This window comes from Sulfuriflexus mobilis (assembly GCF_003967195.1).
Taxonomy (GTDB): Bacteria; Pseudomonadota; Gammaproteobacteria; order AKS1; family AKS1; genus Sulfuriflexus; species Sulfuriflexus mobilis.
Genome location: NZ_AP018725.1, coordinates 2,909,693 through 2,932,865, shown reverse-complemented (window position 1 = coordinate 2,932,865; position 23,173 = coordinate 2,909,693). Strand labels below are relative to the sequence as shown.

Below are 23,173 nucleotides of genomic sequence, written 5' to 3'. Positions count from 1 at the left end.
GTAACGTTACTGAGGTTAGAGGGAAATATGATGGCCAAGTTAATCACACTCAGTGCACTGATGGCGGCATCCTTGTTTATCACGGCCTGTGATAAACCTGCTGACAGTGCAAAACAAGCCGAGGAAAAGCAATCTGCCGAGCCTATGGCAGCCAGGGTGGAGAGCCCGCCAGTTATAGACCCCCAGCTCGCAGCAGAGGGGCAACGTCTGTATGAACAGAATTGCATCTTCTGCCATCAGGCAGATGCGATTGGCAAGCCGGGTATCGCCCCCTCACTGACGAATAAAGAGTTCCTGAGTGTGGCCTCGAACAAGTTCCTGCTCAGTACCATCCGTGATGGCCGTGTCGGTACCGGTATGCCGCCGTATTCACACCTGGGTAAGGAAAACATTGAGGCCATTGTGGCCTACCTGCGTGATCATGCAACACTTACCGATCGCTCTGCGGAGGTTGATGCACAACCCGCTACGCAGGGCGATCCACGCCTCGGCAAGCTCTGGTTTGATCAGCTCTGCCTGACCTGCCATGGCACCCATGGCGATGGTTATTCCGCCGGGGGTACCGGCACGGCGATCGGCAAGGCCGGTTTCCTGAGCAAGGCCTCTGATGGCTTTATCCGCACCACCATCAAGGAAGGCCGTTCAAACACACGCATGCTCGGTTTCTTCGGTGCCGGTCCCAGCAAGATGGCCGACCTGTCGGAGCGTGAAATCGACGACATCATCGCCTACTTGCGCACCGTACCTAGCCAGAATTGAGGGAGATACAGAAATGAAACGCATCAAAATGAATCGCCGCGACTTTCTTAAGGGTAGCGCATTTATCACCAGTACCGTAGCCGGTTCCAGTCTCATGGTCGGTGCCAACCCGGAACTTGAGGCCGCCCCGGCAACGCCGGAAAAGGCCACTGCCTCGCGCAAGACGGCGATTGCCCAGTGTCCATACTGTGGCGTCGGCTGCGGCACGATTATCCAGGCCGAAAACGGTAAGATCGTCTCCATGCGTCCTGACAAGGACCACCCGACCAACTATGGCCTGCAGTGCATCAAGGGCCTGACCGCCGCCGAACCGATTTATGTTGACCGTATGGAAGGCGATGCCTACGTGCGTAAGGACGTCTGGGCGGAGTGGAACAAACCCAACCATGGTGACATGGAGTACATCAGCAAGACCAAGGGTTCTTTCGATGAGGAGCACTTTGTCCGCGTACCGTACAAAGAGGCCTCTGATATGACTGCGCACAAGATCGCGCACCTGGCCAAGAAATATACCGGTAACTCGATCGCCCTGTACGGCTCCGGTCAGCTCACCATGGAAGGCCAGTACCTCGAGAACCTGTTCATGAAGGGCGTACTCGGTTCCAATACGATTGAGGCGAATGCACGCATGTGCATGACCTCGGCGGTAACCGGTTATTTCGCCACCTTGGGTTCAGATACGCCGCCGCTGGCCTATGAGGATATCGAACTGGCCGACATGGTTATGCACTTCGGGCACAACGCCCGCGAGGCGCATCCGATCATCTTCTGGCGTATTGCCGATCACAAGCGAAAGGCTGACATCCCGACCGTGGTGGTTGACCCACGCTATACCGGCACATCTAAAGGCTATGAAGATATCAATAAGGATAACTCGGTGCATGTGCCGATCCTTAACGGTGATATCAGTTTCCTCAATGCCATCGCCCATGTGCTGCTGAAAGACCATAAAGATGTGATTGACTGGGATTTCCTCAAGGCGCACACGACAGGCTGGAAGGAATACACCGATGGTGTTCTAAATAACTACAGCCCTGAACAGGTACAGGACCGCATGGGCGGACCGAACCATGATGTCTCACCGGAGCTCATCCGCAGAGTCGCCGGTATGTTCGCCGATGCGACGCGCAAGCGTCTTGCCCGCAGTAAGGGCAAACAGGCCGATGAGGGTTATGGTGGTGTCATCATCATGTGGGGTATTGGTTATAACCAGCATATCCACGGCCAGCACAACGTGATCTCTATCGTTAACCTGCTGACCCTGACCGGTAATCTCGCCAAGCCGGGTTGCGGACCGTTCTCCATGACCGGCCAGCCGAACGCTATGGGCGAACGTTTCACCGGTGGCCTGACCGACCGTCTGCCGTTCAACCAGCCGCTAAAGAACACCAGCCACCGCAAGCACATGGCGCGCCACTGGAATGTGCCGGAAGAAAACCTCATCAAGGCCATGAATTCTGAGAACCCGGGTTTCGCGGTCGGCATGATGGAGCGTGCCCTGAAAGGTGATGTGAAGGCCATGTTCCTCGTCTATGCCACGCATATCGACCTGCCGGATCAACACAAGCTGGTACGCCCGGCGATGATGAAGACCTTCAATGTCGTGCAGGAGATCTACCGGCATGCGCCGAACAACCTGTATGCCGACGTGATCTTCCCGGCCGCCACCTGGGGCGAGGTCGATGGTGTCTACATCAGCTCCGAGCGCCGCATTAACCGGGTCGAGAAGGCTGCCGAAGCCCCTCCGGGCTGCCTGCCGGACATGGACATGGTGATCGACAAGGGCAAGGAGATCGCCCACCTGCTGGGGATGGATGCCGACAAGATCTTCCCCTGGCAGCGCAAGGAGGACGGTTTCTATGATGCACAGGAGATCTTCCGTGCCGTGTGTGCCGCCTCGGAGGGTACCGATACCGACCTAACCGGCCTGCTCGAGGTCGAGAAGATCGATGGCAAGACGCCGTACCAGCAACTGCGGGACCTGCGTGGTATCCAGTGGCCGGCACCAAGCTACGAGGCCGCCAAGGCGGGTGGCACCAAGCGCCGTTACATGTTGCAGGAAGGCAAGTGGGCGAACAAGCCGTATGGTTACTTCCGCACCCAGGATGGCAAGGTGCACATGAAGCTGTGTCTGCAGGACTACTCACAGCGTGAGGAGATCACGAAGAAGCTCATGGAATTCGGTGACAAGGAAGGCGTCTACACCATCGACAATATCCCGTTGCTGAAGCAGGCGCGAGACATGGGTCTGACCCCGGACCTGCCGGACGAGGCCGAACGCGGCCAGACCTGGGACAAGGTACCGGCCGGCAAGTACCCGTACTGGCTCGGTCTCGGCGTGGTGTACGAGCACTTCCACACCGCCAAGTCGAATCGCAGCCCGACCACGCGTCGTCTGGTACCGGAGATGTATGTCGAGATGCATGTCGAAGATGCCAAGGAACTCGGCATCAAGGACGGTGACAAGGTGCGCCTCGTCACACGACGTGGTTTTTATGAGGCGAAGGCGCAGGTCGGTGTCAAGAGCCTGGTCAAACCGGCGCGTAACAGTGTGCCACGGGGTTATATGTTCAGTCCCTGGAACCTGTCGGTGGCCGACAGTGCGGATCCGAAGAAGAACAAGTGGCTCGTCAACGGTGTATCGAGCCGTGTTTGGGATATCGTTTCAGGACAGGTTGATTTCAAGAAGCTCGCCTGTCGCATCGAAAAGGTATAAGGCGTCACTCCAACTGCTTGCCCCTGACATGGGTCAGGGGCTGGCAGGGGCAAGCCATGCAACGTAGAACGTTTATTCAGGCGCTGATCGGTACTGCGATGATTCAGGCCTGGCCACAGGTCCAGGCAGCGAATCGGCCGAGCTTCCGTTTTCTTCGTCCCCCGGGTTCACTGGCAGAGGATGATTTTCTCTCGACGTGTATTCACTGCGGTAAGTGTGGTGAGGTCTGCCCGAACCGCTGTATTAAATACCATGGCACGGAAAATGGTATCGAGTCACTCGATACGCCGTACATCGTGCCTCGTGAGCAGGCCTGTATCCTGTGTATGAAATGTGGTGATGTTTGCCCAACCGGGGCGATCGAATCGATTCCCCGCGAGGCCGAACCAATCCTGGAAAAGGTCAGCATGGGCAAGGCACGCGTGGATCAATCACTGTGTCTGTCATGGCAGGGCAAGACCTGCGGGGTTTGTTACCGCGCCTGCCCCCTGGCGGATGTGGCGATCCGTATTGGTCGTCTTGAACAACCGCATGTACTGGAACAGTGTGTCGGTTGCGGCCTGTGTGAACGTTCCTGTATCCAGATCCCACAGGCCATACGGATTATTCCAGATCATAACCGCCATAAAAAAGTCTGAGTATGTAAAAGATGATTGCCAAACCCGTTATTTTACGTCACCTGAACAAATTGCGTTGGCTGGTATTGACCAGTATATTTTTAATGCTGGTGCTGTTGCCGTTTATCCACCTCTATCAAACCTATGTGGCAGCCCACGCCTATGACCTGCTGTACCCGAACGAAAAACTGATCTATGACAGCATGGAATGGCTGACCGCGCCGTTTGTCAGTGATGCCGAGCATGACCTGGATGTCATCAAGGGTACGACCTGGTCAGGAAACCTGTTTGGTCTGCAGATCAGTGACCCGCTGGCAGTGCTCAGTCAGATCAGTGCCTCACTCTCTATATACTGGCCATTCGTATTAACGGCCTTGGTCCCTCTCGTCGTGACCGCTGTCCTGGGTCGCGTCTTTTGTGGCTGGATTTGTCCAGCCACCTTTATATATGAACTGAACGATACTCTGGCCGGCTGGTTGCGCCGCGCCGGTGTGCCGCTCGGTGATAAGGAGTTTGATAAACGCACCAAGTACCTGGTGCTGGCGGTCGGCCTGGTCTTATCGATGTTACTCGGCAGTGTTGTCACGGCAGCGATCTATCCGCCGGCGATCATCGGTCGTGAACTGTATTATGCAATCGCCCAGGGTGGTTTTGGTGTCGGTGCGGTATTCTTTATCCTCACCATCCTCTTTGACCTGCTGGTGGCACGCCGGGGTTTTTGCCGCTACGTCTGTGCCGGTGGCGCCCTCTATTCCCTGCTCGGACGTTATCGCCTGTTGCGTATTCAGCGTGTGGTCAGTCAGTGTAATGACTGCAAGAAGTGTAACGTGGTCTGCGAGTTTGGCCTTGACCCCTTACAGGATGGTTTTGGCCAGGAGTGTAATAACTGCACGGCCTGTATCGCGGTCTGTCCGACCGATGCGCTTGAGTTCAGGATCGCGATAAAAGACATTCCCTATCAGGGACCGGGGCACCTGGGACAAACATACCGTCGCGCAGAAAAGGCTGAGGCGGAGTCATGAGACGGCGGGCCTTCCTGAAGCGGTTCGGTGCCTATGCAGCGTTGATCTTTGCTGCCGCCACGCCTTACGGGCTGGTGCGCTTGCTGGCACCAAAAGTCTACGCCGATCCACACCGGCATATTCCCCTGCCGGGTGCCTTACCAGACATCGACGCGTTTAACCGTGCCTGTATCGGCTGTGGCCTGTGTGGCGAGGTCTGTCCACCACGTTGTGTAGAGTTCGAGAAGCGCGAGGGTGCTGATGGCTTGAACACACCCTATATCGACCCGGCGAAGAAGGCCTGCATCCTGTGTAACAAGTGCATGGAGGTCTGCCCGACCGATGCGCTAACGATTACACCGATCCGCGAAATAGATATGGGTATTGCCCAGATAGACCGCGCCGCCTGTTACCCCTGGGTGGGTGAAGGCATCTGCGGCGCTTGTGTAGCGATTTGCCCGTTGGGTGAGGAGGCAATTGGCTTCGAATTTGCGAATATCTATAAACCGGCCGTCCGGGAAGGTTGTGTCGGTTGCGGTCAGTGTGTGGAAGTGTGTCCTGAACCGAGTTTGCCGATCTGGATTGTAAATCGCAGTGAAGGTACTGTCGCCAAGCATGGCGTTGCGGCACGTAGACGTTCTTATTGAATTGGTTTTTTGCGTTAATAACTCGATATTAATCAGGGAGTACGATTTGTGAGGTTGGCTCATACTATTTCGGTAATGGTTTTACTCTGGTTCTGTGCATTCACCGTTCAGGCACACCATGTGCTGGGTCGCCCTGCCTACAGCCTGAGCGCCGACTCGAATACCCCGCCAAGCATGCAGGTAGAGACCCAGATCGGTGAATTCTTTGTCACCTATATGGCCTTTCCGGCTTTTCCCAAACCTAACGAACAGGGTCGGGTTAACCTGTATGCCTCGCGGATTGATAATGGCGTACCGTTTGATGGCAAGGTGACCTTCAAGGTGCGTGACGATAGCTGGTTTTCCGCTGATGAAGAAACCCTCGGTATCCAGGCCATTGATGACAATGTCTATCGACAGGGTTTTGTCTTTAATAAAGAAGGCAACTACATTATCACGGCCGAGTTTGCCTCAGGGGGTGAGCCATATACTATCGACTTTCCCTTGCGTATCGGTGAGCCGGCCGCTGTCGGGCCAATCGGTATTACCCTGGCGGTACTGGTGAGCGTGCTGGTGATCGTCAATGTTGTGCAACGCAAACGTCGTTTTCGTCTCAAGGCACAGCGCCACCAGCCGGAAAAATCTGCATGACCATGACGCACCCTGGCCTGCCGGAGGCCTGGCAGTGGTTGGTGGCCGTTTTCATGCTTTTCGCCCTGCTGCGGATTTTGTTACAGCGGCCGGGGACCCTTATGGCAAGGTCGGCTACGATGGATGTTAATCGTCTGCCATTACTGGGGTCACTGGCGCGGTTTTTTAATGCCAGCCCCTGGCCGTTGCTGTTTCTGAAGGCCGTTGTCGCCAGCCTGTTCCTGCTGGTCATCGCCGCCGGTCTGTTCGGCACCCCGGTCCCCGAGCGCAATCTGGCCACGACCCTGACCTGGACGCTATGGTGGGCCGGGATCGTCATCGTGATCTTCTTTCTTGGGTCCGCCTGGTGTGCGGTGTGCCCGTGGGACACGCTGGCCAGCTGGCTGGTAAAGCGTAAACTCTGGCGACGTGCCGATGCGGGCGCGAGCTTGGGCCTGCGTGTCCCGAAGTTGTGGCGTAGCGTCTGGCCGGCGCTGGCCATGTTTATCGGCCTGACCTGGCTGGAACTGGGTGTAGGCGTGACCACCAATCCCTATATGACCGCCGTACTGGCCTTGATCATGGTGGTACTGGCGACTATCTACATGGCCGTGTTTGAAGGCAAGGCCTTTTGTAAACATGTTTGCCCGGTTGGCCGCACCGTGGGTTTCTATTCACAACTGGCCATGGTCGAGCTACGGCCGCGTTCGACACAGACCTGTGCGGACTGCAAGACCCTCGAGTGTTACCACGGCACGGAGGAGATTGAGCCCTGCCCAACCCACCTGGTGATGGGGCGCCTGACACAGAGTACCTATTGCACGGCCTGCAGCGCCTGCACCATGTCGTGCCCGCACGACAATGTCGGCTGGCGTCTGCGTAGTCCGGCCGTAGAGGCCATACAACACGCCCGCCCGCACTGGGACGAGGCTTGGTTTATGCTCGGCCTGATGGCCCTGACAACCTTTCACGGCATCACCATGATGCCGTTCTGGGAGCAGGGCATGTCGACTTTCGCGCAACTCATCGGCGACTCGGGGCAGTTGTTGTGGAGCTTCAGTCTTGGCATGCTGATCATCCTGATTGTGCCCATCCTGCTCTATGCCGGTTTGATCAGGTTTATGCAGGTCTTACTGCCCGAGAAGATTGCCTTCCAGCAATTATTTGCACGCCTGGCCTTTGTCAGTTTGCCGCTGGCCTTTACCTATCATATTGCGCATAACCTGAATCACCTCATCCGTGAAAGCAGGGGCTTTACCAGTGTGCTGATGAACCCGCTCGGACGAGATACCTTGCCGCTGAGCAGTAATGAATTGCATATGCGGCATATGAATCCATTGATACCTGAACAGTTGCTGTTTGGCCTGCAGGCGATATTGATTGCATTTGGTTTCTGGCTCGCGCTGCAGGTACTAAAACAACGCAGCACAGATGTGCTGAGCGAAGCGCAGCGCCTGCATGCCTGGCATCTGTTGCCGGGTGTGGCCTTTATTCTTGTCATCACCGTCTTTAACCTGTGGCTGCTGGCGCAGCCTATGGTTATGCGCATGTAGAGAAGCAGACGATGTCGGTATCAAACAAAGACAGCTGTTCAACACGTAAACAATGTTTGCGCGACTGGTTATGCAAATGGGTCGAGCGTGCACCGCTCATCTTCATGATCGGTATGTTTGCCCTTGGCATTATGTTCTGGGGTGCGTTCAATACCGGCATGCAAATGACCAATAACGAGGCTTTTTGTATCAGCTGTCATGAAATGGAAAATAACGTCTACCAGGAATATAAACACACCATCCATTACACCAATCGCACCGGCGTGCGTGCCACGTGCCCGGATTGTCATGTGCCACGTGAATGGCAACACATGGTAGTACGCAAGATTGGCGCCACCAATGAGCTTTACCATAAGCTGGTAGGATCAATTGATACGCCGGAAAAATTTGAGGCCAAACGCCTGGAGCTGGCGCAGCATGTCTGGAAAGGAATGGAAGATACCGACTCACGTGAGTGCCGCAACTGTCACGCCAATGAATTTATGCAACTGGCCAGTCAGAGCAAGCTCTCGCAGCAAAAGCATGCGCGCGGTGTGAAAGAGGGCATAACCTGTATCAATTGTCACCGCGGTATTGCGCATACCCTGCCGAAGGACTTTGATGCCGATGGCAAGCTGCATGCCGCATTCAAGGCAAGTGGTCGCCCCTGCGGTGATTGCCACAAGAACCTGGCCCAGGCCGATGAAAAGATCGAATGGTAACTAAGCATGGATGAGAGTCGTCGGGCCTTCTTCCGCCGTGCCGCGGGCAAGGCCGCCAAACATGTAGTCGAAGAGGCCGATGCACGGTACGCGGCGCGCGCCTCACGCTGGATACGTCCGCCCTGGGCCCGGCCGGAACTGGAATTCATGCTCGCCTGTACGCGCTGCGATGCCTGCATCAAGGCCTGCCCGCACGACGTGCTGTTTCCCCTGCCGGCCAGCTATGGCGCCGACGTTGCCTTAACCCCGGCACTCGACGTGCTGGACGGCGGCTGTCATCTCTGCGAGGACTGGCCCTGTGTGACGGCCTGCGAACCGGCGGCCTTGCGCCTGCCAGAGGTTAAAGAGGAGATGACGGGCGAGGGGGGGAGCACAGGCAGTGCCCCGGAGCTGTTTCCGAAGTTGGCCTATGCCGAGATCAATACGGCTGATTGCCTGCCCTACCAGGGACCGGAATGTGGGGCCTGCGAGGGCAGCTGCCCGGTGCCGGGAGCTCTGGTCTGGGACGACACGCGCCCGCGTATCGATATGGATTACTGCGTGGGTTGTGGTTTGTGCCGTGCAGTCTGTATTGCTGACCCTTCAGCAGTGTTGTTGAGGTCGTTGGATTCGGCTAAATCTATATAAATAACAATTGGATACGTGATTAACATTGAATCAACCTGATAAAACAGATCCAGCGTGATCATTTCCCGAGATTTTCTGCCTCATTGGCCATAAAAAATACAATAAAGGATATTTATAGTATGCAAAGATATTACTGCTTGGACTGTTCGCGCCAAAGGATTAAGGTAACCCTCCCTATTAACGGGTAAGTCTGTGAAAGGGCTGTGGTGAGGTTATATAAGCCCGCCTGAGAAAGAGAAGAAGTGATTTAATAACAATGGGTTGCGAGAGTTTTTGGGGCATGGCTCGTAATCCGGGGTAGCTAGAAGATAGTCACCCGAAAAAAGTTTAGTCTCGAGCGTTACATCCGTAACTGCGCGGTGTAGCGGGTATTAACCGCAGTTAAATAAAATAGATATAAATCCAATAGAAATATAAACCGAGGAAGTGTCGATATGTTCAACACCAACCCATTCGATGCAGTGACAGCATTAATATCTACTGACATCCAGCAGGGCTACATTATATTAATGGCCATCCTGGTGTTCGTGGGTACTGTGCTAGATATGATGCATAAAAAGAGTGCCAAGTACTTTGCCCTAGATACTGAAAAGAATAATAAGAACGCCAAGCGTTCTGTAGGTACTGGCGAGAAAGCTGGTATTGCGATTGCAGTGGTCGCCAACGAAATTTTAACGTCGGCTGAATTCTGCAATACGAAGCGCAGAATTTCACACATGCTAACCATGTATGGCTTCATTCTCTTTGTCGCATCAACTGCAACCATGATCTTTGGTTGGTCAACTGACGCGCTTGTCGCGAATCTTTGGCATACCGGTGCACTCATGCTTTGTCTTGGTGGCTACTGGTTCTGGTTCTTTATCCGCGTTGATGTGAATTCAGAAGGTGTAAAGTGGTATCAACTGCGTCGTGCAGATATCTTTATCGTTTCCTTGCTCACAACAGCAACGTTTGCATTAATCTGGTCTTACCTGCAATCTTCAGGTGCCGGTGCAGTTGCTGATATGGGTTGGACAACTTTGTTCTTCGCCTTATTCATCCTTTCAAACACAGTGCTTTTCTCTACTGTAATGTGGTCGAAGTTCGCACATATGTTCTTCAAACCTGCTGCAGCATTCCAGAAGCGCGTTGCACATGCAGATGGCGGAAATTTGAACCTGCCTGCTGATTATGATCTGTCAGATCCTGCAGTACATGCAAGATACCCGGACGTACCAATGTACATGGGTAAGAATCCACCCAATATGGGCGCTGGTATCAGACGTGAGCCTGCAAACCACTACTAACATTTACTTAACTTACAAAGTATAAGAGAAAATATTATGCCAACTTTTGTATATATGACTCGATGTGATGGTTGCGGACAGTGCGTTGATATCTGCCCATCTGACATTATGCACATCGATAAAACACTTCGCCGTGCTTACAACATTGAACCTAACATGTGCTGGGAATGTTATTCCTGTGTGAAGGCCTGCCCTCATCACGCTATTGACGTCCGCGGTTATGCTGATTTCGCCCCTCTGGGTCACTCAGTGCGTGTACATCGTGATGAAGAGAAAGGCACCATTGCATGGCGCATCAAGTTCCGCAACGGCAAGAAAGACTTTGATCTTTTAGCACCGATTACAACCAAGCCTTGGGGTACCTGTATTCCTCAGCTGGCTAACGAAGCAGCACCAGCTGACAGCATGCGTGACACACAGCTGCTATATAACGAGCCTAAGTATGTCGCTATGAATGACAATGCTTTAATGACGCTGGAATCAAACGGCTTGGAAATTAAAGAAGGGGTTTACTACTAATGGGCTACAAGACAATTATTGAAGACGATATCGATATTCTCGTCGCAGGTGCTGGCCTTGGTGGTACAGGTGCTGCTTTCGAAGCCAGATACTGGGGTAAGAACAAGAAGATCGTTATCGCTGAAAAGGCAAACATTGATCGTTCCGGTGCGGTTGCACAGGGTCTGTATGCGATTAACTGTTACATGGGTACTCGCTTCGGTGAGAATAACCCGGAAGATCACGTTCGCTATGCACGTATCGACCTGATGGGTATGGTCCGTGAAGATTTGGCCTTTGATATGGCACGTCACGTTGACTCCGCAGTACACCAGTTTGAAGAATGGGGTCTGCCTATCATGCGTAACGAAAAGACCGGCGCATACCTGCGCGAAGGTCGCTGGCAGATCATGATTCACGGTGAATCATACAAGCCAATCGTTGCTGAAGCCGCCAAGAACTCAGCTGACAAGGTATTCAACCGTGTTTGTGTCACTCACCTGTTGATGGATGAATCCAAGGAAAACCGCGTAGCGGGTGCCGTTGGTTTCAACGTTCGTACTGGTAACTACCACGTATTCAAGTCTAAGACTGTTATCTGTGGTGCTGGTGGTGCGTCTAACATCTTCAAACCACGTTCAGTCGGTGAAGGTGCTGGTCGTGTTTGGTACGCTCCATGGTCTTCAGGCTCTGCATACGGTTTGATGATCGAAGCAGGCGCGAAAATGACACAGATGGAAAACCGTATCGTACTGGCTCGTTTCAAAGATGGTTACGGTCCTGTTGGTGCTTACTTCCTGCATCTGAAAACCTACACTCAGAATGCTTATGGTGAAGAGTACGAATCAAAATGGTTCCCAGCTCTGCAAGAAATGGTCGGTAAGGAATACCTGGATCCAGAAGCTTCACACGCTACTCACCGTCCAATTCCAACCTGTCTGCGTAACCACGCAATCATTAACGAAGTTAATGCCGGTCGTGGTCCGATTCACATGGTTACCATGGAAGCCTTCCAGGATCCGCATCTTGAAGAGATTGGCTGGCACAACTTCCTGGGTATGACCGTCGGTCAGGCCGTATTGTGGGCAGCGACAGACGTTGATCCAAAGTACGAAAACCCAGAACTGACAACATCTGAGCCATACGTAATGGGCTCACACGCAACCGGTTGTGGCGCATGGTGTTCAGGTCCTGAGGATGTATCTCCAGATGAATACTTCTGGGGTTACAACCGTATGACAACCATTGAAGGTCTGTTTGGTGCAGGTGATGCCGTGGGTGGTACACCACACGCATTCTCATCCGGTTCCTTCACTGAAGGTCGTCTGGCTGCCAAGGCTGCCTGTAAGTACATTGATGACGGCAAAGCTAACGGAATCATTGTTACTGACGCCCAGATTTCTCGCCGCAAGGAAGAAATCTACAAGCCATTGGAAACATACACTGTTGGCCGTAACGAGATTGTTGCGGGTTCTGTTAACCCGAACTACATCAACCCGCGTCAGGGTCTGGATCGTCTGCAGAAACTGATGGATGAGTACTGTGGTGGTTTTGGTGTTAACTACATGACCAACGATAAGCTCCTGAGCATCGGTCTGAAGAAGATGGCTATTCTGGGTGAAGACCTGGAAAAAGTTGCTGCCTCAGATATCCATGAACTGTTACGTGCATGGGAACTGAAGCACCGCTTCCTGACATCCGAAGCGGTATTCCAGCACACGATGTTCCGTAAGGAAACACGCTGGCCTGGTTACTACTACCGTGGTGATGCCATGAAGGTTGATGATGAGAACTGGCATGTACTGACAGTTTCTCGCCGTGACCCTAAGACTGGTGAGTACACTATGGAGAAGGCTCCTCTGTACCACCTTGTAGGTGATATCGAGGACAAAGACCTGGCTAAACTGAAAGCAGAAGGTCACCACTAAGCAAATACAGGCTTGATTTTGCAGGCCTGAAAATTTATTTGCGATAAAAAAAGGACTGACATGTATAATGTTGGTCCTTTTTTTTACTCTGAGACTTGAAAATTAGCTCTGAGGATAATATTAAAAAACAACGATGTTTTTTAATGGAGTTTTAGATGAACATTATTGAAAAAACAGATGAAGAAATTTTAGAGCATGCCCATCCAATGTGGGCGGATCTTGTCAAGTACTCTAATGAAGGAAACTACGGCGCTTTCACACGTAATTTCTCGTCTTCATTTATGCAGGGCGCGAATGAAGTTGAAATGGGTAAACAGTTTGCCAGAAGCGACCTTGCAAAAAATCTGTCAGAAGATTATTCCTATCTTGGCATGATACGTCGTGGCGAACATGTCACCGTTCTATATAAAGTCATTAATAAAAAGGACAAAGGCGAATGGCTTGGTAGGCTCGTGCTGGGTTATGAAAAGGACAAGGTAAAAATCTTTGGTGCTACCCTGTTCTAGGCCAACGTAACCTAAACAAAGGCTTTAATAGATATGTCAGATATAATTGAAGACGAAAAATTCGTTGAATTAAATTACAAAGTCGTCGATGACAAAACCGGTGATGTACTGATCACGGTGGACTATCCACTGGGTTATGTCCATGGTGTCAATGATGTGATGTCAGAAGACGTAACAAAACATCTGTATGGCAAAAAGGTAGGTGACGTCATCGAAGTGCCGATTGATACAACTCTGTTATATGGTGAAAGAGATGAGTCTCTGGTGTTTACCGACGCCATCGAAAATGTTCCTGAGGAATATCGTGAGATAGGTATGACCATCACCATGGAAAATGAAAAGGGTGAACCTAAAAGCTTCATCGTTACGCGTTTTGATGACAAGACCTTGACCGTTGACGGTAATAACCCACTTTGTGGCAGAGACGTGACTTTCGTACTGGAAGTGCTTTCTATACGTGAAGCAACTGATGAAGAAATCGATCTTGGTGGGGCAGTTGATGCCGATCCGGATTTAAATGAAATTCTTGAACGCGCAGAATGAATTACTCCCAATGAATTACAGTAAGCCATACATTATATACCCGGTGAACCGTGCACTCGAGCGCGCTATTGCCGGCTCACTCAGGCTAATTGATGAAGAAACACTGAAACTAGCAACGCCTGACAGAAGTGTTCCGGTTGCCGATAATTTTCTTTACACACGGGGTAATTTTGAACAGCATAGTTTTAGTGCGAATATATTTGAAAGTTTACGCGATGCACTTGAGGCTACGCTGACAGATGAATTACGTCATAAAGACCCGCTAGCATGGGCTGAAACACAGAACCGGCTGGGGAATATTCTTGGCGCTATCGGGCAACAGCAGCACGATCCTGAGATCTTCCAGAAGGCTGTTGAGTGTTTCACACTTGCGCTGGAAGAATATAAGCAGGAAGACTCTCCGCTAGAGTGGGCAGCGACACAGGCGAACCTGGCTACTGCATTACAGGCGCTGGGTCGACTCGAATCAGATGCAAAAGCACTGAATACGGCAACTGATGCCTATACTGCAGCGTTATTGGTATATACGAAAAAAGAAACACCGGAAGAATGGAAGCTGATCATGCTGCAACTGGGCATGACATTTCACATCTACGGAACACTCCTGAAAGGCAATCGCACGTTTCAAAAAGCCGTTGTGGCCTACAAAAATGCGCTTGCAGAGCTCGATGCCGACAATTACCCAGTTGAATTGGCCGCAGCACATAATAATTGTGGTGCGGTATTACTTAACCTGGCGGAATCGGAGGAAAACCCTGAACGCTTTGAAGAGGCGGTAAGGTCGTATGAGACAGGTTGGAAAGTCTGTATGGAGCAGCAACGTCCTGTTCACCTGTCGGTGCTCTGCAGGGTAAACAAGGCAACAGCACAGTGCGAACTGGCGGAATTAACAAACGATGCCGTGCTTGCAGAAGATGTTGCTGATGAGTTTGAAATAATTATGGAATGTTTCCCACATGCTTTACAGCCACTTTGCCAAAAGCATTGTGATGAGCAATTTGATCATGCGAAGAAGATAGCAGGAATTTCTGCTGCGTAACGTAGGTGCGAATGAATTCGCACCTATAACCTAAATCCGTTCGGAAAGCTCATAGTCGATATTAATAAATGCGCCTATCTCAGAACAAAACTTGATAACGCGAGCGCCAAAACCAACATCTGGTGTCGTTTCATCTTTATCAATAGACAGGGTCAACACGATACCGATTCTTGGGGATAGATTATGGCTCTTACAGATCTCGATAATTTTATCCTTGGTGGGTTCGATTTTTTTAAGAATTTCATCATCGAGAAGTTTGTAAATATCGAGCTCTTGAGTGTCAGACGTTATGGTTTCTGTTGAGAATTCCCAAGAGCTAATGACGGGTTTATCCAGATCACCGCGCATTCCAGCATCATCGAATGATGTCGGTTCCAGGCCAATGAATTGTGTGACTACTCTAGGGTCGAAGTGATAGCCAGAGAGCCCAAAATAAGCTCGTCCTTTGTTAGATGCCACGGATAGTGTCCTCATCAATAAGATAGTCGATACGAGACGGAATTATAGCGTATTAGGCTGAATACATGTGATGCCCTGATTGGAGATTACTCTGAAGCAGCAGACAGGACTGAAGTTGTCGAATTCACTGTAAAAAAGCAGTTTTATTAGATATAACAATGCCTTAATAAAAAAATAGTATGTAAATAACCTGCTATGTGCCTGCTTTAAATGGAATAAGGGTGCTAAAATGACAGGACGGTTTTCAGCGACTATTTTGTGCAGTGCCCATCGGAGTGGTGCTGTACTATTTGGCCAATTTAGCAAGTTAAACGAAGGGTGTTGAAGTTTGCCGCTTGAAAATAAACTAGAAAAAAAGCGAGACCCAAATAACCCGTGCCTGTTTTGTACTGATCCACGTGGGGTATCGCTGCAGAATGAGTTGGCATACAGTGCCCTCGACACCTACGGGGTGAGCCCGGGCCATACACTGGTTATTCCGCGTCGGCATGTCGCCAGCTTTTTTGACCTGGCGCCCGAAGAGGTCAGTGCCTGCATGGCGCTGATAACTGAGGAACGCAAGTTGCTGGACGAGAAATTCAAGCCTGATGGCTACAATATAGGCGTTAACGTGGGTACAGCGGCCGGGCAGAGTATTTACCATGTCCATATTCACATCATTCCCCGCTACGAGGGTGATGTTGAGAATCCCCAGGGGGGCGTGCGGCATGTGATTCCGAAGAATGCACATTACACGCGATAGAGAGTATAATTTAGTCAGTTTGAGTGGGAGGGGCTGACAACCCTGTTGAAATTCCTCCCCGTATTAATAGGAGTAATGATTATGAGTACTGCACCTTTTACCCGACCTAAGGTTCCCGAAGGCGTAACAGAGTATGTGACAACAACACAGAAAGAGATTGTACCGGGACAGTTCCATGTTGGTTATACCACCACCTGGAAAAGTTTCCAAAAAGAAGTACCCTACAGCACTCCGAAGAAGCCTTAACGGAAGCCGTAAGCCGATTAGCCGCGTGTACCTGGAAGGTCGCGCGGCTTCTCTATTTTGATACCTACAGTGAAAAATCTATGGGTCGGACTGAGGTAACCCCGGTTTCCCGGGCACCGGGTTAAGCAACGTTGGACTTGCTTAACTCTCGTGAACACTCATGCGCTTAGTACCATTGAGTGCTCAAACGCTTCTGGGATGATATTTTCAAGGTATCGGTGGCATCTAGCCCTTCGAGGCACGCAAGCAGGCGATAATTGCCGAAGACGTGGCGAAGAAAGAAAAAGACGCCTATGAGATCGAGAAAGACAATGTCGAAGTAGAGAAAAAGGAAGACTAAGTCAATTCAAACGCGCTGAAAAAACACCTCCATTTATGGAGGTGTTTTTTTATGGGTGCCGGCAAGGGACTAGTTGAGAAGACCGATCTCAATAGCAGTGACCTTGCCGATGACCGTCTGACGCAGGTGCTCAGGCTGTTCGGCCCGATGCGCGGTGATCGGGATCCGCCCGCCCATGAGCTCGGCACGCCTTTGCGGGTACCGCGGCTGTTGATCGGGGTCGGCATAGCCGATGGGGAAGATCGGCTGATTGGTGCTCAGGTCATATTTATCCGTGGCGCCTAGGGTATGCAGCAATTCGTGGGCGATGACGACATTATTGCGTTTGCCTTCGGCATGGCTGGCAAAGGCATAAACCACGCCGACCAGGCCCTTCTGCAGACCGAATGAATGGCCTACTCGGCCATAAACTTTTGGGTCATAGTAGACCGCGTAGAGCTGGATATCCGGATCAGGCCCTGGCTGGCTGTTATGGGCCCAGGCCCAGTAACGCATTTTCATACTCCAGACCATGATCTGCAGGACATTACCGTCACGGGGTGGCGCTGGCGGTACTTCACTGACCTCAGGGGCCAGGGTGATGGCAAAGGGCTTATTCTGGATATTGCGGTAGCTTAGGGCCTGGCGTGCAAGATACTGTTCAATATCAGCAAAGCTTACATGACTGAGACTCTTGATATAGTTAGTGGTAGCGGGGCTCTTATCACCATTCACCGGATAGATGGAGACATACAGCGTATTATTCCAGTCAGTAGTCTGAAAGCGCGTCAGGGCAGCGGTGCCGGCAACGAAAAACAATACCAGCAGGGCGATCAGGATACGTAGTTTGCGCAGCATGAGAATAAGTCCTTTTTATTATTTCTCATCATTCATTTGAATGCCAAACATAAGGGCATAGATTATGAGATAAGGGATTGTACGATTAGCATGGCCCGTTGATAAACCGATTTATTATACAGGCTTATCAAATGTAACAGGTTCAGGCGTAGTATTTTATACTACCACCGTACCGGCCAGCTTGTCGTGCCAGCCTTGTTTCTGTTTATCAATGCCAACCCAGATAATCCCAAGAAACAGCGGAATAATTGAAACGTAGTAGGCAAAATAACGGCCGATAAACTGGCCGATAGAGGGTTTACCGCCGGTTTTTGCATCAACAATAGTTAGTCGGGTTATCATTTTACCCGGGGTCGCGGATTTGTAAATCCAAAAGAGGATGACAGCGATTATCGGAAAGATATAGCTGAACAGTACATCCCAGAAGCCCTGGATATACGATTCACTTAGCAGGTAGCCCGTACCATAGATAGCAATAAGTACTGGCAGGGTAATGATTAGCGCCAAAAGTGTGTCTATGACTGCCGCTACTGCCCTGATCCAGAAGCCGGCGTATTCTTGTTCGGGCATAAAATACTCCTTAAGGTAAAATGCATCAATTGCGGCTTGTTGGCCCGTAATTGTTTACAGCAACAACGAGTAACCCAGACCAATAACTGCCGAGGCAACAATAACCGGGACGATCCCTGCCTTATATTTAAACAAGGCAATAAAGGCAATGGCGCCTATTACAGCAGACAGCCATTCAAATGCTGCATCAAAGCCTTGGGGCCAAAGCACATGATAGGCAAAAAATACAGCCAGATTCAGTATCACGCCTACCACGGCAGCGGTAATGCCGGTTAACGGCGCGGTAAACTTAATATCACCACGGCTTGCCTCTACAGCGGGCCCACCGATCAATATGAAAAGAAACGAGGGTAAAAACGTGAACAGCGTGGCAACAGCAGCGCCAGCCACGCCTGCCAGCGGTAGCATCTCTGGCCCAAGAATTTCTTTTGTCCAGCCGCCAACAAAGCCGACAAAGGCGACAACCATAATCAGGGGCCCCGGAGTTGTCTCGCCAAGTGCCAGGCCATCAATCATTTGTGAGCCGCTTAGCCAGGCAAACTGCTCCACGCCACCCTGATAGACATAGGGCAGCACCGCATAGGCACCGCCAAAGGTGACCAGTGCGGCCTTGGTAAAGAACCAGCTCATTTGTGTAAGCGTGCCTTCCCAACCATAGGCGGTGAAAAGTATAAACATCGTACCGGCCCAGATAGCGAGCCCTACTAAAGTATAAGTAATTAACCTGAACCATTTAAAACGTGCATGTTCTGGCACAGGGCTATCATCATCAATGAGTGCCGGGCCATAGGAGAGGCTGGAATCCACATGATGCCCACCTGCCTTGAATTTATCGGTGGCGACGACCGAACCGATATAACCAATAATGCCGGCCATCAGAACAATGTAGGGGAAAGGGATATCCAGGGCAAAAATGGCGATAAACGCCAGAACCGCTATACCGCGCAGGACGTTATTCTTCAAGGCCCTCGAGGCAATGCGGTAGGCAGCAAACACTACAATGGCGGTCACAGCAGGTTTGATACCATATAAAATGCCCGCGACCACTGTCACATCGCCATAGGCCAGATAGACCCAGGTCAGGGCAATGAGAATGAATAATGATGGTATGACAAACAGAACACCGGCAGCAATGCCGCCCCATAGCCCGTGCATCAACCAGCCGATATAGGTAGCCAGTTGCTGCGCCTCCGGTCCGGGCAGTACCATGGTGTAATTCAGCGCATGCAAAAAGCGATGTTCAGAGATCCATCTGCGTTTCTCTACCAGTTCCTGGTGCATCATGCTTATCTGACCTGCCGGTCCACCAAAACTGATAAAGCCCAGCTTTAGCCAATAGGCAAAGGCTTCCCAGAATGTCACGGGAGTAGGTTGGTTATTTATACTCAAGCTCCAGCTTCACAATCGGGAATTTATGAATGCCAAAATATATAGCCCTGGTTAAAAGTTCGCCGCCCTCTAATGCTTCATCAAGACCTGATGCGCGCGACTGACTGCCATCTGCCAGCGTGGCAATAATATTATCATCTTTGAAAAAACGCCTTCCCTGAGAGGTATTTTTTATCGTCACGATAGCCCAACGTTCACCGATGTTATTGCTCAGGAAAGACATCTCAACTAGGCGAAAATCATTTTTTGATGGTTTTAATCGGTTGCGCTGTCTGAAATTTAAGTTGTCTATGGGTATCCGAGACTGATCAAAATGAAGAATAATATCTTCATTTTCAATATTGCCGGGCAATCCAGATTGCCCCGCCAAGGTGATGTTGGTAGCGCCTGCTAATACAAGAAAAAATAAAGTTCTGCGGAGAATTTTTATCACTTTATTTAGCCTCAGTTAGTAATATTAAAAAACATTAAGCAGTAAGTGTGACGTAGTATCTGATTATATAGCTGCCTGAATTATCCAATACGGCATTGACAATGTATGAAAATAGTAAGGTACCTCTGATTTCGGCTGAATGCAATTTCGGAATATTATGCCGCAAAGCAAGCATGGGGAGTTTCTTATTAGTCTTTTGTTCTCAAGACGCATCAATTGATACGGGACAATGTATATTTAAGAAAGAAAAAACATCATTAAACCAGATTGATACGCCTTTATACGGGAAGCTATGTCCTTCTTTTGCCGAATCCCCGAAATGGGGATAAATTTTAAGTCGATGCATCTTGCCAACTTTGGTCATCTCTGAGGATAATATCTTGCTCGGCGAGAGATCGTAATCATTGGTGGCCTGAAAAAAGAAAACAGGCCGTTGTAATGCCTTGATTGTGCTTATCATAAGCTGTCTTAACTCGAGGGAGTTTTTCCAGCTTTCCGCTCCCCCTGCAGCGTCTACACCGGCACAATATGTGCCGCGGGCCATGCCAAGCACGACCTGAATCCCGCCAAAGGAGTTGCCCATCGTGGCTATCCGAGTTTTTTGAACAAAGTCTTGCCGTTTGAGCCAGGCCAGTGCGGCCATTTGATCATTCAAATGATCGGTTTTGAGTAAATTGACCATTGTCTCCGAGGCACTCCCAAACAGCGACCATTTTGCAGCACGGATTTCATGCATTATATAAGGACCCTTGTCCTCACTAAGCCCTTGTCCACGGCGGTAAGGCATAAAAAAGGCCCAGCCCATTTTGGTAAACATCGGCGCAATGACAGCACTGGTCTGACTGTTCAACATCTTCGGTGCGCTGCCATGATTGTAAAGCACTGTGGGGAAGGGACCTTTCCCCTCAGGCAGAAATAATTCACCGCGAAGGCTCAGCTCGCCACTCGAAAACGCTATAATCCTTGGCTCACCAGTTGATGCCAGGGCCAGTTGGGAAATTGTCAGCAGGAAAACCAGTATTGTAATAAATAATTTCATTAGCGAATACTTTATGGCGCTAAGGCGTAGGGTTTTCCAGCATAGGCCGGGATGATTTGTCAGGCCACAGCGCCTATTGGTTTTCAGGTTCGATTTTATCCAGGGTGTAGTAGACCGGACAAAAACCCGTGAAGGCACTCTGCAATAATGTAAGCCCCAGAACGCCTGGAACCCATAACCACAAGGGGTCAATATAGTGACCCAGTACTACCCCCAGAGTTATTACGGCACCTGCGATGCCATCATGCACTTTTCGTTTATTCATTTCACTTTCCCCCTCGCCGGTTAAAAGATAGTAGCTGTAAGTATAGGCTAGAGTATATGTCCTATCCCTATAAGAATCTTTACGTCGCGGCTATGAGGCCGGACGTTTGGTAGCCGTATTTTTTAGCCAGTGCTTATATTTGATTGTTCCTGCACGCATCAGTTTTCCAAGTATTCCCGATAACATGGGGAGTATACATAAGGCCAGTGTTGTTATAAGGGCTAAATAGGCCCACGCCCTCGATTCGGATGAGCCAAACACGTAGGGATAAACATTGGCGCTAATGTAGGCGCCAAGAATAAAAATAAATACCTGCTTCAGGCCGTGTTTGAAGCCAAAATAAAAGGCAAAGGCAGATAACATGGATTGGCCCATATAGAATCCGAGGTCACTGTCGAAAGGTTCAAACCTGTCAGATACAAGCGGGACTATCGCCCAGCCAGCCGCACCTAAAACAAAACCACTGATGAGTGAAAAATACGTTATTTTCATAAAATATAATTATAGTTATTGGGTCTAAATGCCCGTTTTAATTCAGGCCGTTGGGTAGCAGTATATTTTGTTGTATTTAGAAACGGCTATTTAAAAAATAGTGGGACGCTGTACAAATAAAAGATTTATAAATCCGCTACGCCTCTTCCGAGGGGGCATAGTCGAGCATCGCCCAGCAGGGCGGTAAAATCAATAGTCTGGGGGTAAAACGGGCTTAGACGCTGTAACGCTTGCCGAGTACGTCTTTGAGCTGCTCGCGGGTCTTGCGCAGCAGGGCCTCGGTGGTGTCCCAGTCGATGCAGGCATCGGTAACGGAGACACCGTATTGCAACTGCGAGAGGTCGGCTGGGATCGGCTGATTGCCCCAGCCAAGGTTGGACTCGAGCATGAGCCCGGTGATGGACTGGTTGCCGGCAAGGATTTGTTGTACGCAATTCTCAACGACCTTGGCCTGGTTACCCGGGTCTTTATTTGAATTGCCATGGCTGCAGTCTATCGTGATATTGAGGGGAAGATTATCGGCCTTGAGTACGGCCTCGCAGTGGGCCACGTGCTCGGCATCATAATTGGGCAGGCCACCGCCACCGCGCAACACGACATGGCCGTAGGCATTGCCGCGGGTCTTGACCACGGTGCACTGGCCATCCTGGTTGATACCGAGAAAATTATGCGGCTGCGAGACCGAGTGCAGGGCATTGATGGCAACATCAAGGCTGCCATCGGTACCGTTCTTGAAACCGACCGGGGTCGACAGGCCACTGGCCATTTCTCGGTGGGTCTGGGACTCTGTGGTGCGTGCGCCGATCGCTGACCAGGTGATCAGGTCCGACAGGTACTGTGGCGTGATCGGGTCGAGGGCCTCAGTGGCCGTCGGCAGGCCGAGTTCGTTCAGGTGCAGCAGGATCTCACGTGCCTGGTACAGGCCCTTTTCGATATGGAAGGAATCATCCATGTAGGGGTCGTTGATGAGCCCCTTCCAGCCGACCGTGGTGCGTGGTTTCTCGAAGTACACGCGCATGACGATGTAGAGGGTGTCGCTGACCTCATCGGCGAGTCTCTTCAGGCGCTTGGCGTATTCGTAGGCGGCCTTCGGGTCGTGGATCGAGCAGGGTCCAACGACGACAAACAGGCGATGGTCCTTGTGGTCAAGGATGCGTTGCAGGACCTCGCGGCCGGCGAGCACAGTCTGCTCGGCCTTGTCGGTCAGCGGCAGGGCACGCTTGACCTCGGCCGGAGTCGGCAGCAGGTCCTGGGAAAGGACATTGACGTTGTTAAGCTGTTGTTCGGTCATAATTTCATCTGGCCGGCGACGCTAAGACGGCGGGGCAAAG

At 51.0% G+C, this 23,173-nt stretch carries 26 protein-coding genes; 17 read left to right on the top strand and 9 right to left on the bottom strand.

Annotation, left to right across the window (positions count from 1 at the left end; all coding sequences use genetic code 11):
- The first annotated feature begins 27 nt into the window (after positions 1 to 27).
- The 15 genes from EL386_RS14670 to EL386_RS14600 all read left to right on the top strand — a co-directional run bounded on the left by EL386_RS14670 (position 28) and on the right by EL386_RS14600 (position 15,030).
- A complete protein-coding gene (locus EL386_RS14670) occupies positions 28 to 759 on the top strand; it encodes a c-type cytochrome (RefSeq protein WP_197722115.1) in 732 nt (243 codons plus the stop codon).
- Positions 760 to 772: 13 nt separating this feature from the next.
- On the top strand, positions 773 to 3,475 hold the full coding sequence (locus EL386_RS14665; RefSeq protein ID WP_126456966.1) for a molybdopterin oxidoreductase family protein: 2,703 nt from the start codon (positions 773 to 775) through the stop codon (positions 3,473 to 3,475).
- A 56-nt stretch (positions 3,476 to 3,531) separates the two neighbouring features.
- Positions 3,532 to 4,113, top strand: coding sequence for a 4Fe-4S dicluster domain-containing protein (locus tag EL386_RS14660; protein ID WP_126456965.1), 582 nt, complete (start codon positions 3,532 to 3,534; stop codon positions 4,111 to 4,113).
- Positions 4,114 to 4,124: 11 nt separating this feature from the next.
- Positions 4,125 to 5,114: a 4Fe-4S binding protein gene (locus tag EL386_RS14655; RefSeq protein WP_197722114.1), complete on the top strand. Its 990-nt coding sequence runs from the start codon at positions 4,125 to 4,127 to the stop codon at positions 5,112 to 5,114.
- Positions 5,111 to 5,740, top strand: coding sequence for a 4Fe-4S dicluster domain-containing protein (locus EL386_RS14650; protein ID WP_126456964.1), 630 nt, complete (start codon positions 5,111 to 5,113; stop codon positions 5,738 to 5,740). The genes EL386_RS14655 and EL386_RS14650 overlap by 4 nt, the downstream gene beginning before the upstream one ends.
- Positions 5,741 to 5,788: 48 nt before the next feature.
- The gene (locus tag EL386_RS14645) at positions 5,789 to 6,370 is read left to right on the top strand and encodes a hypothetical protein (protein WP_126456963.1); all 582 of its coding nucleotides are present in this window, start codon (positions 5,789 to 5,791) and stop codon (positions 6,368 to 6,370) included.
- Positions 6,367 to 7,902, top strand: a complete 1,536-nt coding sequence (locus EL386_RS14640) for a 4Fe-4S binding protein (protein WP_126456962.1) — start codon at positions 6,367 to 6,369, stop codon at positions 7,900 to 7,902. Before EL386_RS14645 ends, EL386_RS14640 begins: the two co-directional genes overlap by 4 nt.
- Before the next feature lie 11 nt (positions 7,903 to 7,913).
- The gene (locus tag EL386_RS14635) at positions 7,914 to 8,603 is read left to right on the top strand and encodes a NapC/NirT family cytochrome c (RefSeq protein WP_172597748.1); all 690 of its coding nucleotides are present in this window, start codon (positions 7,914 to 7,916) and stop codon (positions 8,601 to 8,603) included.
- A gap of 6 nt (positions 8,604 to 8,609) precedes the next feature.
- Positions 8,610 to 9,230 carry a 4Fe-4S binding protein gene (locus EL386_RS14630; RefSeq protein WP_126456961.1) on the top strand — a complete coding sequence of 207 codons (621 nt, stop codon included), beginning with the start codon at positions 8,610 to 8,612 and terminating at the stop codon, positions 9,228 to 9,230.
- A 434-nt stretch (positions 9,231 to 9,664) separates the two neighbouring features.
- Positions 9,665 to 10,516 carry an adenylyl-sulfate reductase gene (locus EL386_RS14625; protein ID WP_126456960.1) on the top strand — a complete coding sequence of 284 codons (852 nt, stop codon included), beginning with the start codon at positions 9,665 to 9,667 and terminating at the stop codon, positions 10,514 to 10,516.
- A 36-nt stretch (positions 10,517 to 10,552) separates the two neighbouring features.
- Positions 10,553 to 11,035, top strand: coding sequence for an adenylyl-sulfate reductase subunit beta (gene aprB, locus EL386_RS14620; protein WP_126456959.1), 483 nt, complete (start codon positions 10,553 to 10,555; stop codon positions 11,033 to 11,035).
- Positions 11,035 to 12,942, top strand: a complete 1,908-nt coding sequence (gene aprA / locus EL386_RS14615; protein ID WP_126456958.1) for an adenylyl-sulfate reductase subunit alpha — start codon at positions 11,035 to 11,037, stop codon at positions 12,940 to 12,942. The genes aprB and aprA overlap by 1 nt, the downstream gene beginning before the upstream one ends.
- Before the next feature lie 155 nt (positions 12,943 to 13,097).
- Positions 13,098 to 13,448, top strand: a complete 351-nt coding sequence (locus EL386_RS14610) for a hypothetical protein (protein WP_126456957.1) — start codon at positions 13,098 to 13,100, stop codon at positions 13,446 to 13,448.
- A gap of 33 nt (positions 13,449 to 13,481) precedes the next feature.
- Positions 13,482 to 13,991: an FKBP-type peptidyl-prolyl cis-trans isomerase gene (locus EL386_RS14605; protein ID WP_126456956.1), complete on the top strand. Its 510-nt coding sequence runs from the start codon at positions 13,482 to 13,484 to the stop codon at positions 13,989 to 13,991.
- Between the two features lie 10 nt (positions 13,992 to 14,001).
- On the top strand, positions 14,002 to 15,030 hold the full coding sequence (locus EL386_RS14600) for a tetratricopeptide repeat protein (RefSeq protein ID WP_126456955.1): 1,029 nt from the start codon (positions 14,002 to 14,004) through the stop codon (positions 15,028 to 15,030).
- A gap of 30 nt (positions 15,031 to 15,060) precedes the next feature.
- Here EL386_RS14600 and EL386_RS14595 read toward each other — a convergent pair whose 3' ends face one another.
- The gene (locus tag EL386_RS14595) at positions 15,061 to 15,489 is read right to left on the bottom strand and encodes a DUF4279 domain-containing protein (RefSeq protein ID WP_172597747.1); all 429 of its coding nucleotides are present in this window, start codon (positions 15,487 to 15,489) and stop codon (positions 15,061 to 15,063) included.
- Between the two features lie 421 nt (positions 15,490 to 15,910).
- On the opposite strand from EL386_RS14595, the gene EL386_RS14590 reads away from it, so the two are divergent.
- Complete coding sequence (locus tag EL386_RS14590) at positions 15,911 to 16,231, top strand: HIT family protein (RefSeq protein ID WP_197722113.1); 321 nt, start codon at positions 15,911 to 15,913, stop codon at positions 16,229 to 16,231.
- An 81-nt stretch (positions 16,232 to 16,312) separates the two neighbouring features.
- Positions 16,313 to 16,477, top strand: a complete 165-nt coding sequence (locus tag EL386_RS15655; RefSeq protein ID WP_172597746.1) for a hypothetical protein — start codon at positions 16,313 to 16,315, stop codon at positions 16,475 to 16,477.
- Between the two features lie 409 nt (positions 16,478 to 16,886).
- Here EL386_RS15655 and EL386_RS14585 read toward each other — a convergent pair whose 3' ends face one another.
- The 8 genes from EL386_RS14585 to EL386_RS14550 all read right to left on the bottom strand — a co-directional run bounded on the left by EL386_RS14585 (position 16,887) and on the right by EL386_RS14550 (position 23,133).
- The gene (locus tag EL386_RS14585) at positions 16,887 to 17,654 is read right to left on the bottom strand and encodes a metallopeptidase domain-containing protein (RefSeq protein WP_126456952.1); all 768 of its coding nucleotides are present in this window, start codon (positions 17,652 to 17,654) and stop codon (positions 16,887 to 16,889) included.
- Between the two features lie 156 nt (positions 17,655 to 17,810).
- The gene (locus EL386_RS14580; protein WP_126456951.1) at positions 17,811 to 18,224 is read right to left on the bottom strand and encodes an RDD family protein; all 414 of its coding nucleotides are present in this window, start codon (positions 18,222 to 18,224) and stop codon (positions 17,811 to 17,813) included.
- Between the two features lie 54 nt (positions 18,225 to 18,278).
- Positions 18,279 to 19,613 carry a chromate efflux transporter gene (gene chrA, locus EL386_RS14575; RefSeq protein WP_126456950.1) on the bottom strand — a complete coding sequence of 445 codons (1,335 nt, stop codon included), beginning with the start codon at positions 19,611 to 19,613 and terminating at the stop codon, positions 18,279 to 18,281.
- Positions 19,600 to 20,046, bottom strand: a complete 447-nt coding sequence (locus tag EL386_RS14570; protein WP_126456949.1) for a hypothetical protein — start codon at positions 20,044 to 20,046, stop codon at positions 19,600 to 19,602. Before EL386_RS14570 ends, chrA begins: the two co-directional genes overlap by 14 nt.
- A gap of 202 nt (positions 20,047 to 20,248) precedes the next feature.
- On the bottom strand, positions 20,249 to 21,085 hold the full coding sequence (locus tag EL386_RS14565) for an alpha/beta hydrolase family protein (RefSeq protein ID WP_126456948.1): 837 nt from the start codon (positions 21,083 to 21,085) through the stop codon (positions 20,249 to 20,251).
- Between the two features lie 73 nt (positions 21,086 to 21,158).
- Positions 21,159 to 21,350, bottom strand: a complete 192-nt coding sequence (locus EL386_RS14560; RefSeq protein ID WP_126456947.1) for a YgaP family membrane protein — start codon at positions 21,348 to 21,350, stop codon at positions 21,159 to 21,161.
- 90 nt (positions 21,351 to 21,440) lie between these two features.
- Complete coding sequence (locus EL386_RS14555; RefSeq protein ID WP_126456946.1) at positions 21,441 to 21,842, bottom strand: hypothetical protein; 402 nt, start codon at positions 21,840 to 21,842, stop codon at positions 21,441 to 21,443.
- Between the two features lie 214 nt (positions 21,843 to 22,056).
- A complete protein-coding gene (locus EL386_RS14550) occupies positions 22,057 to 23,133 on the bottom strand; it encodes a 3-deoxy-7-phosphoheptulonate synthase (protein ID WP_126456945.1) in 1,077 nt (358 codons plus the stop codon).
- Positions 23,134 to 23,173: the final 40 nt, after the last annotated feature.

What these genes read in the sequence shown, in the direction of transcription:
- EL386_RS14650 (WP_126456964.1), top strand. Translation starts at nt 5,111, where the DNA reads ATGAGACGGCGGGCCTTCCTGAAGCGGTTCGGTGCCTATGCAGCGTTG.
- EL386_RS15655 (WP_172597746.1), top strand. Translation starts at nt 16,313, where the DNA reads ATGAGTACTGCACCTTTTACCCGACCTAAGGTTCCCGAAGGCGTAACA.
- EL386_RS14610 (WP_126456957.1), top strand. Translation starts at nt 13,098, where the DNA reads ATGAACATTATTGAAAAAACAGATGAAGAAATTTTAGAGCATGCCCAT.
- EL386_RS14600 (WP_126456955.1), top strand. Translation starts at nt 14,002, where the DNA reads ATGAATTACAGTAAGCCATACATTATATACCCGGTGAACCGTGCACTC.
- EL386_RS14655 (WP_197722114.1), top strand. Translation starts at nt 4,125, where the DNA reads ATGATTGCCAAACCCGTTATTTTACGTCACCTGAACAAATTGCGTTGG.
- EL386_RS14555 (WP_126456946.1), bottom strand. Translation starts at nt 21,842, where the DNA reads ATGAAAATAACGTATTTTTCACTCATCAGTGGTTTTGTTTTAGGTGCG.
- EL386_RS14665 (WP_126456966.1), top strand. Translation starts at nt 773, where the DNA reads ATGAAACGCATCAAAATGAATCGCCGCGACTTTCTTAAGGGTAGCGCA.
- EL386_RS14580 (WP_126456951.1), bottom strand. Translation starts at nt 18,224, where the DNA reads ATGCCCGAACAAGAATACGCCGGCTTCTGGATCAGGGCAGTAGCGGCA.
- EL386_RS14560 (WP_126456947.1), bottom strand. Translation starts at nt 21,350, where the DNA reads ATGAATAAACGAAAAGTGCATGATGGCATCGCAGGTGCCGTAATAACT.
- EL386_RS14605 (WP_126456956.1), top strand. Translation starts at nt 13,482, where the DNA reads ATGTCAGATATAATTGAAGACGAAAAATTCGTTGAATTAAATTACAAA.
- aprA (WP_126456958.1), top strand. Translation starts at nt 11,035, where the DNA reads ATGGGCTACAAGACAATTATTGAAGACGATATCGATATTCTCGTCGCA.
- aprB (WP_126456959.1), top strand. Translation starts at nt 10,553, where the DNA reads ATGCCAACTTTTGTATATATGACTCGATGTGATGGTTGCGGACAGTGC.
- EL386_RS14550 (WP_126456945.1), bottom strand. Translation starts at nt 23,133, where the DNA reads ATGACCGAACAACAGCTTAACAACGTCAATGTCCTTTCCCAGGACCTG.
- EL386_RS14630 (WP_126456961.1), top strand. Translation starts at nt 8,610, where the DNA reads ATGGATGAGAGTCGTCGGGCCTTCTTCCGCCGTGCCGCGGGCAAGGCC.
- EL386_RS14625 (WP_126456960.1), top strand. Translation starts at nt 9,665, where the DNA reads ATGTTCAACACCAACCCATTCGATGCAGTGACAGCATTAATATCTACT.
- EL386_RS14640 (WP_126456962.1), top strand. Translation starts at nt 6,367, where the DNA reads ATGACCATGACGCACCCTGGCCTGCCGGAGGCCTGGCAGTGGTTGGTG.
- EL386_RS14585 (WP_126456952.1), bottom strand. Translation starts at nt 17,654, where the DNA reads ATGCTGCGCAAACTACGTATCCTGATCGCCCTGCTGGTATTGTTTTTC.
- EL386_RS14660 (WP_126456965.1), top strand. Translation starts at nt 3,532, where the DNA reads ATGCAACGTAGAACGTTTATTCAGGCGCTGATCGGTACTGCGATGATT.
- EL386_RS14635 (WP_172597748.1), top strand. Translation starts at nt 7,914, where the DNA reads ATGTCGGTATCAAACAAAGACAGCTGTTCAACACGTAAACAATGTTTG.
- EL386_RS14565 (WP_126456948.1), bottom strand. Translation starts at nt 21,085, where the DNA reads ATGAAATTATTTATTACAATACTGGTTTTCCTGCTGACAATTTCCCAA.
- EL386_RS14670 (WP_197722115.1), top strand. Translation starts at nt 28, where the DNA reads ATGATGGCCAAGTTAATCACACTCAGTGCACTGATGGCGGCATCCTTG.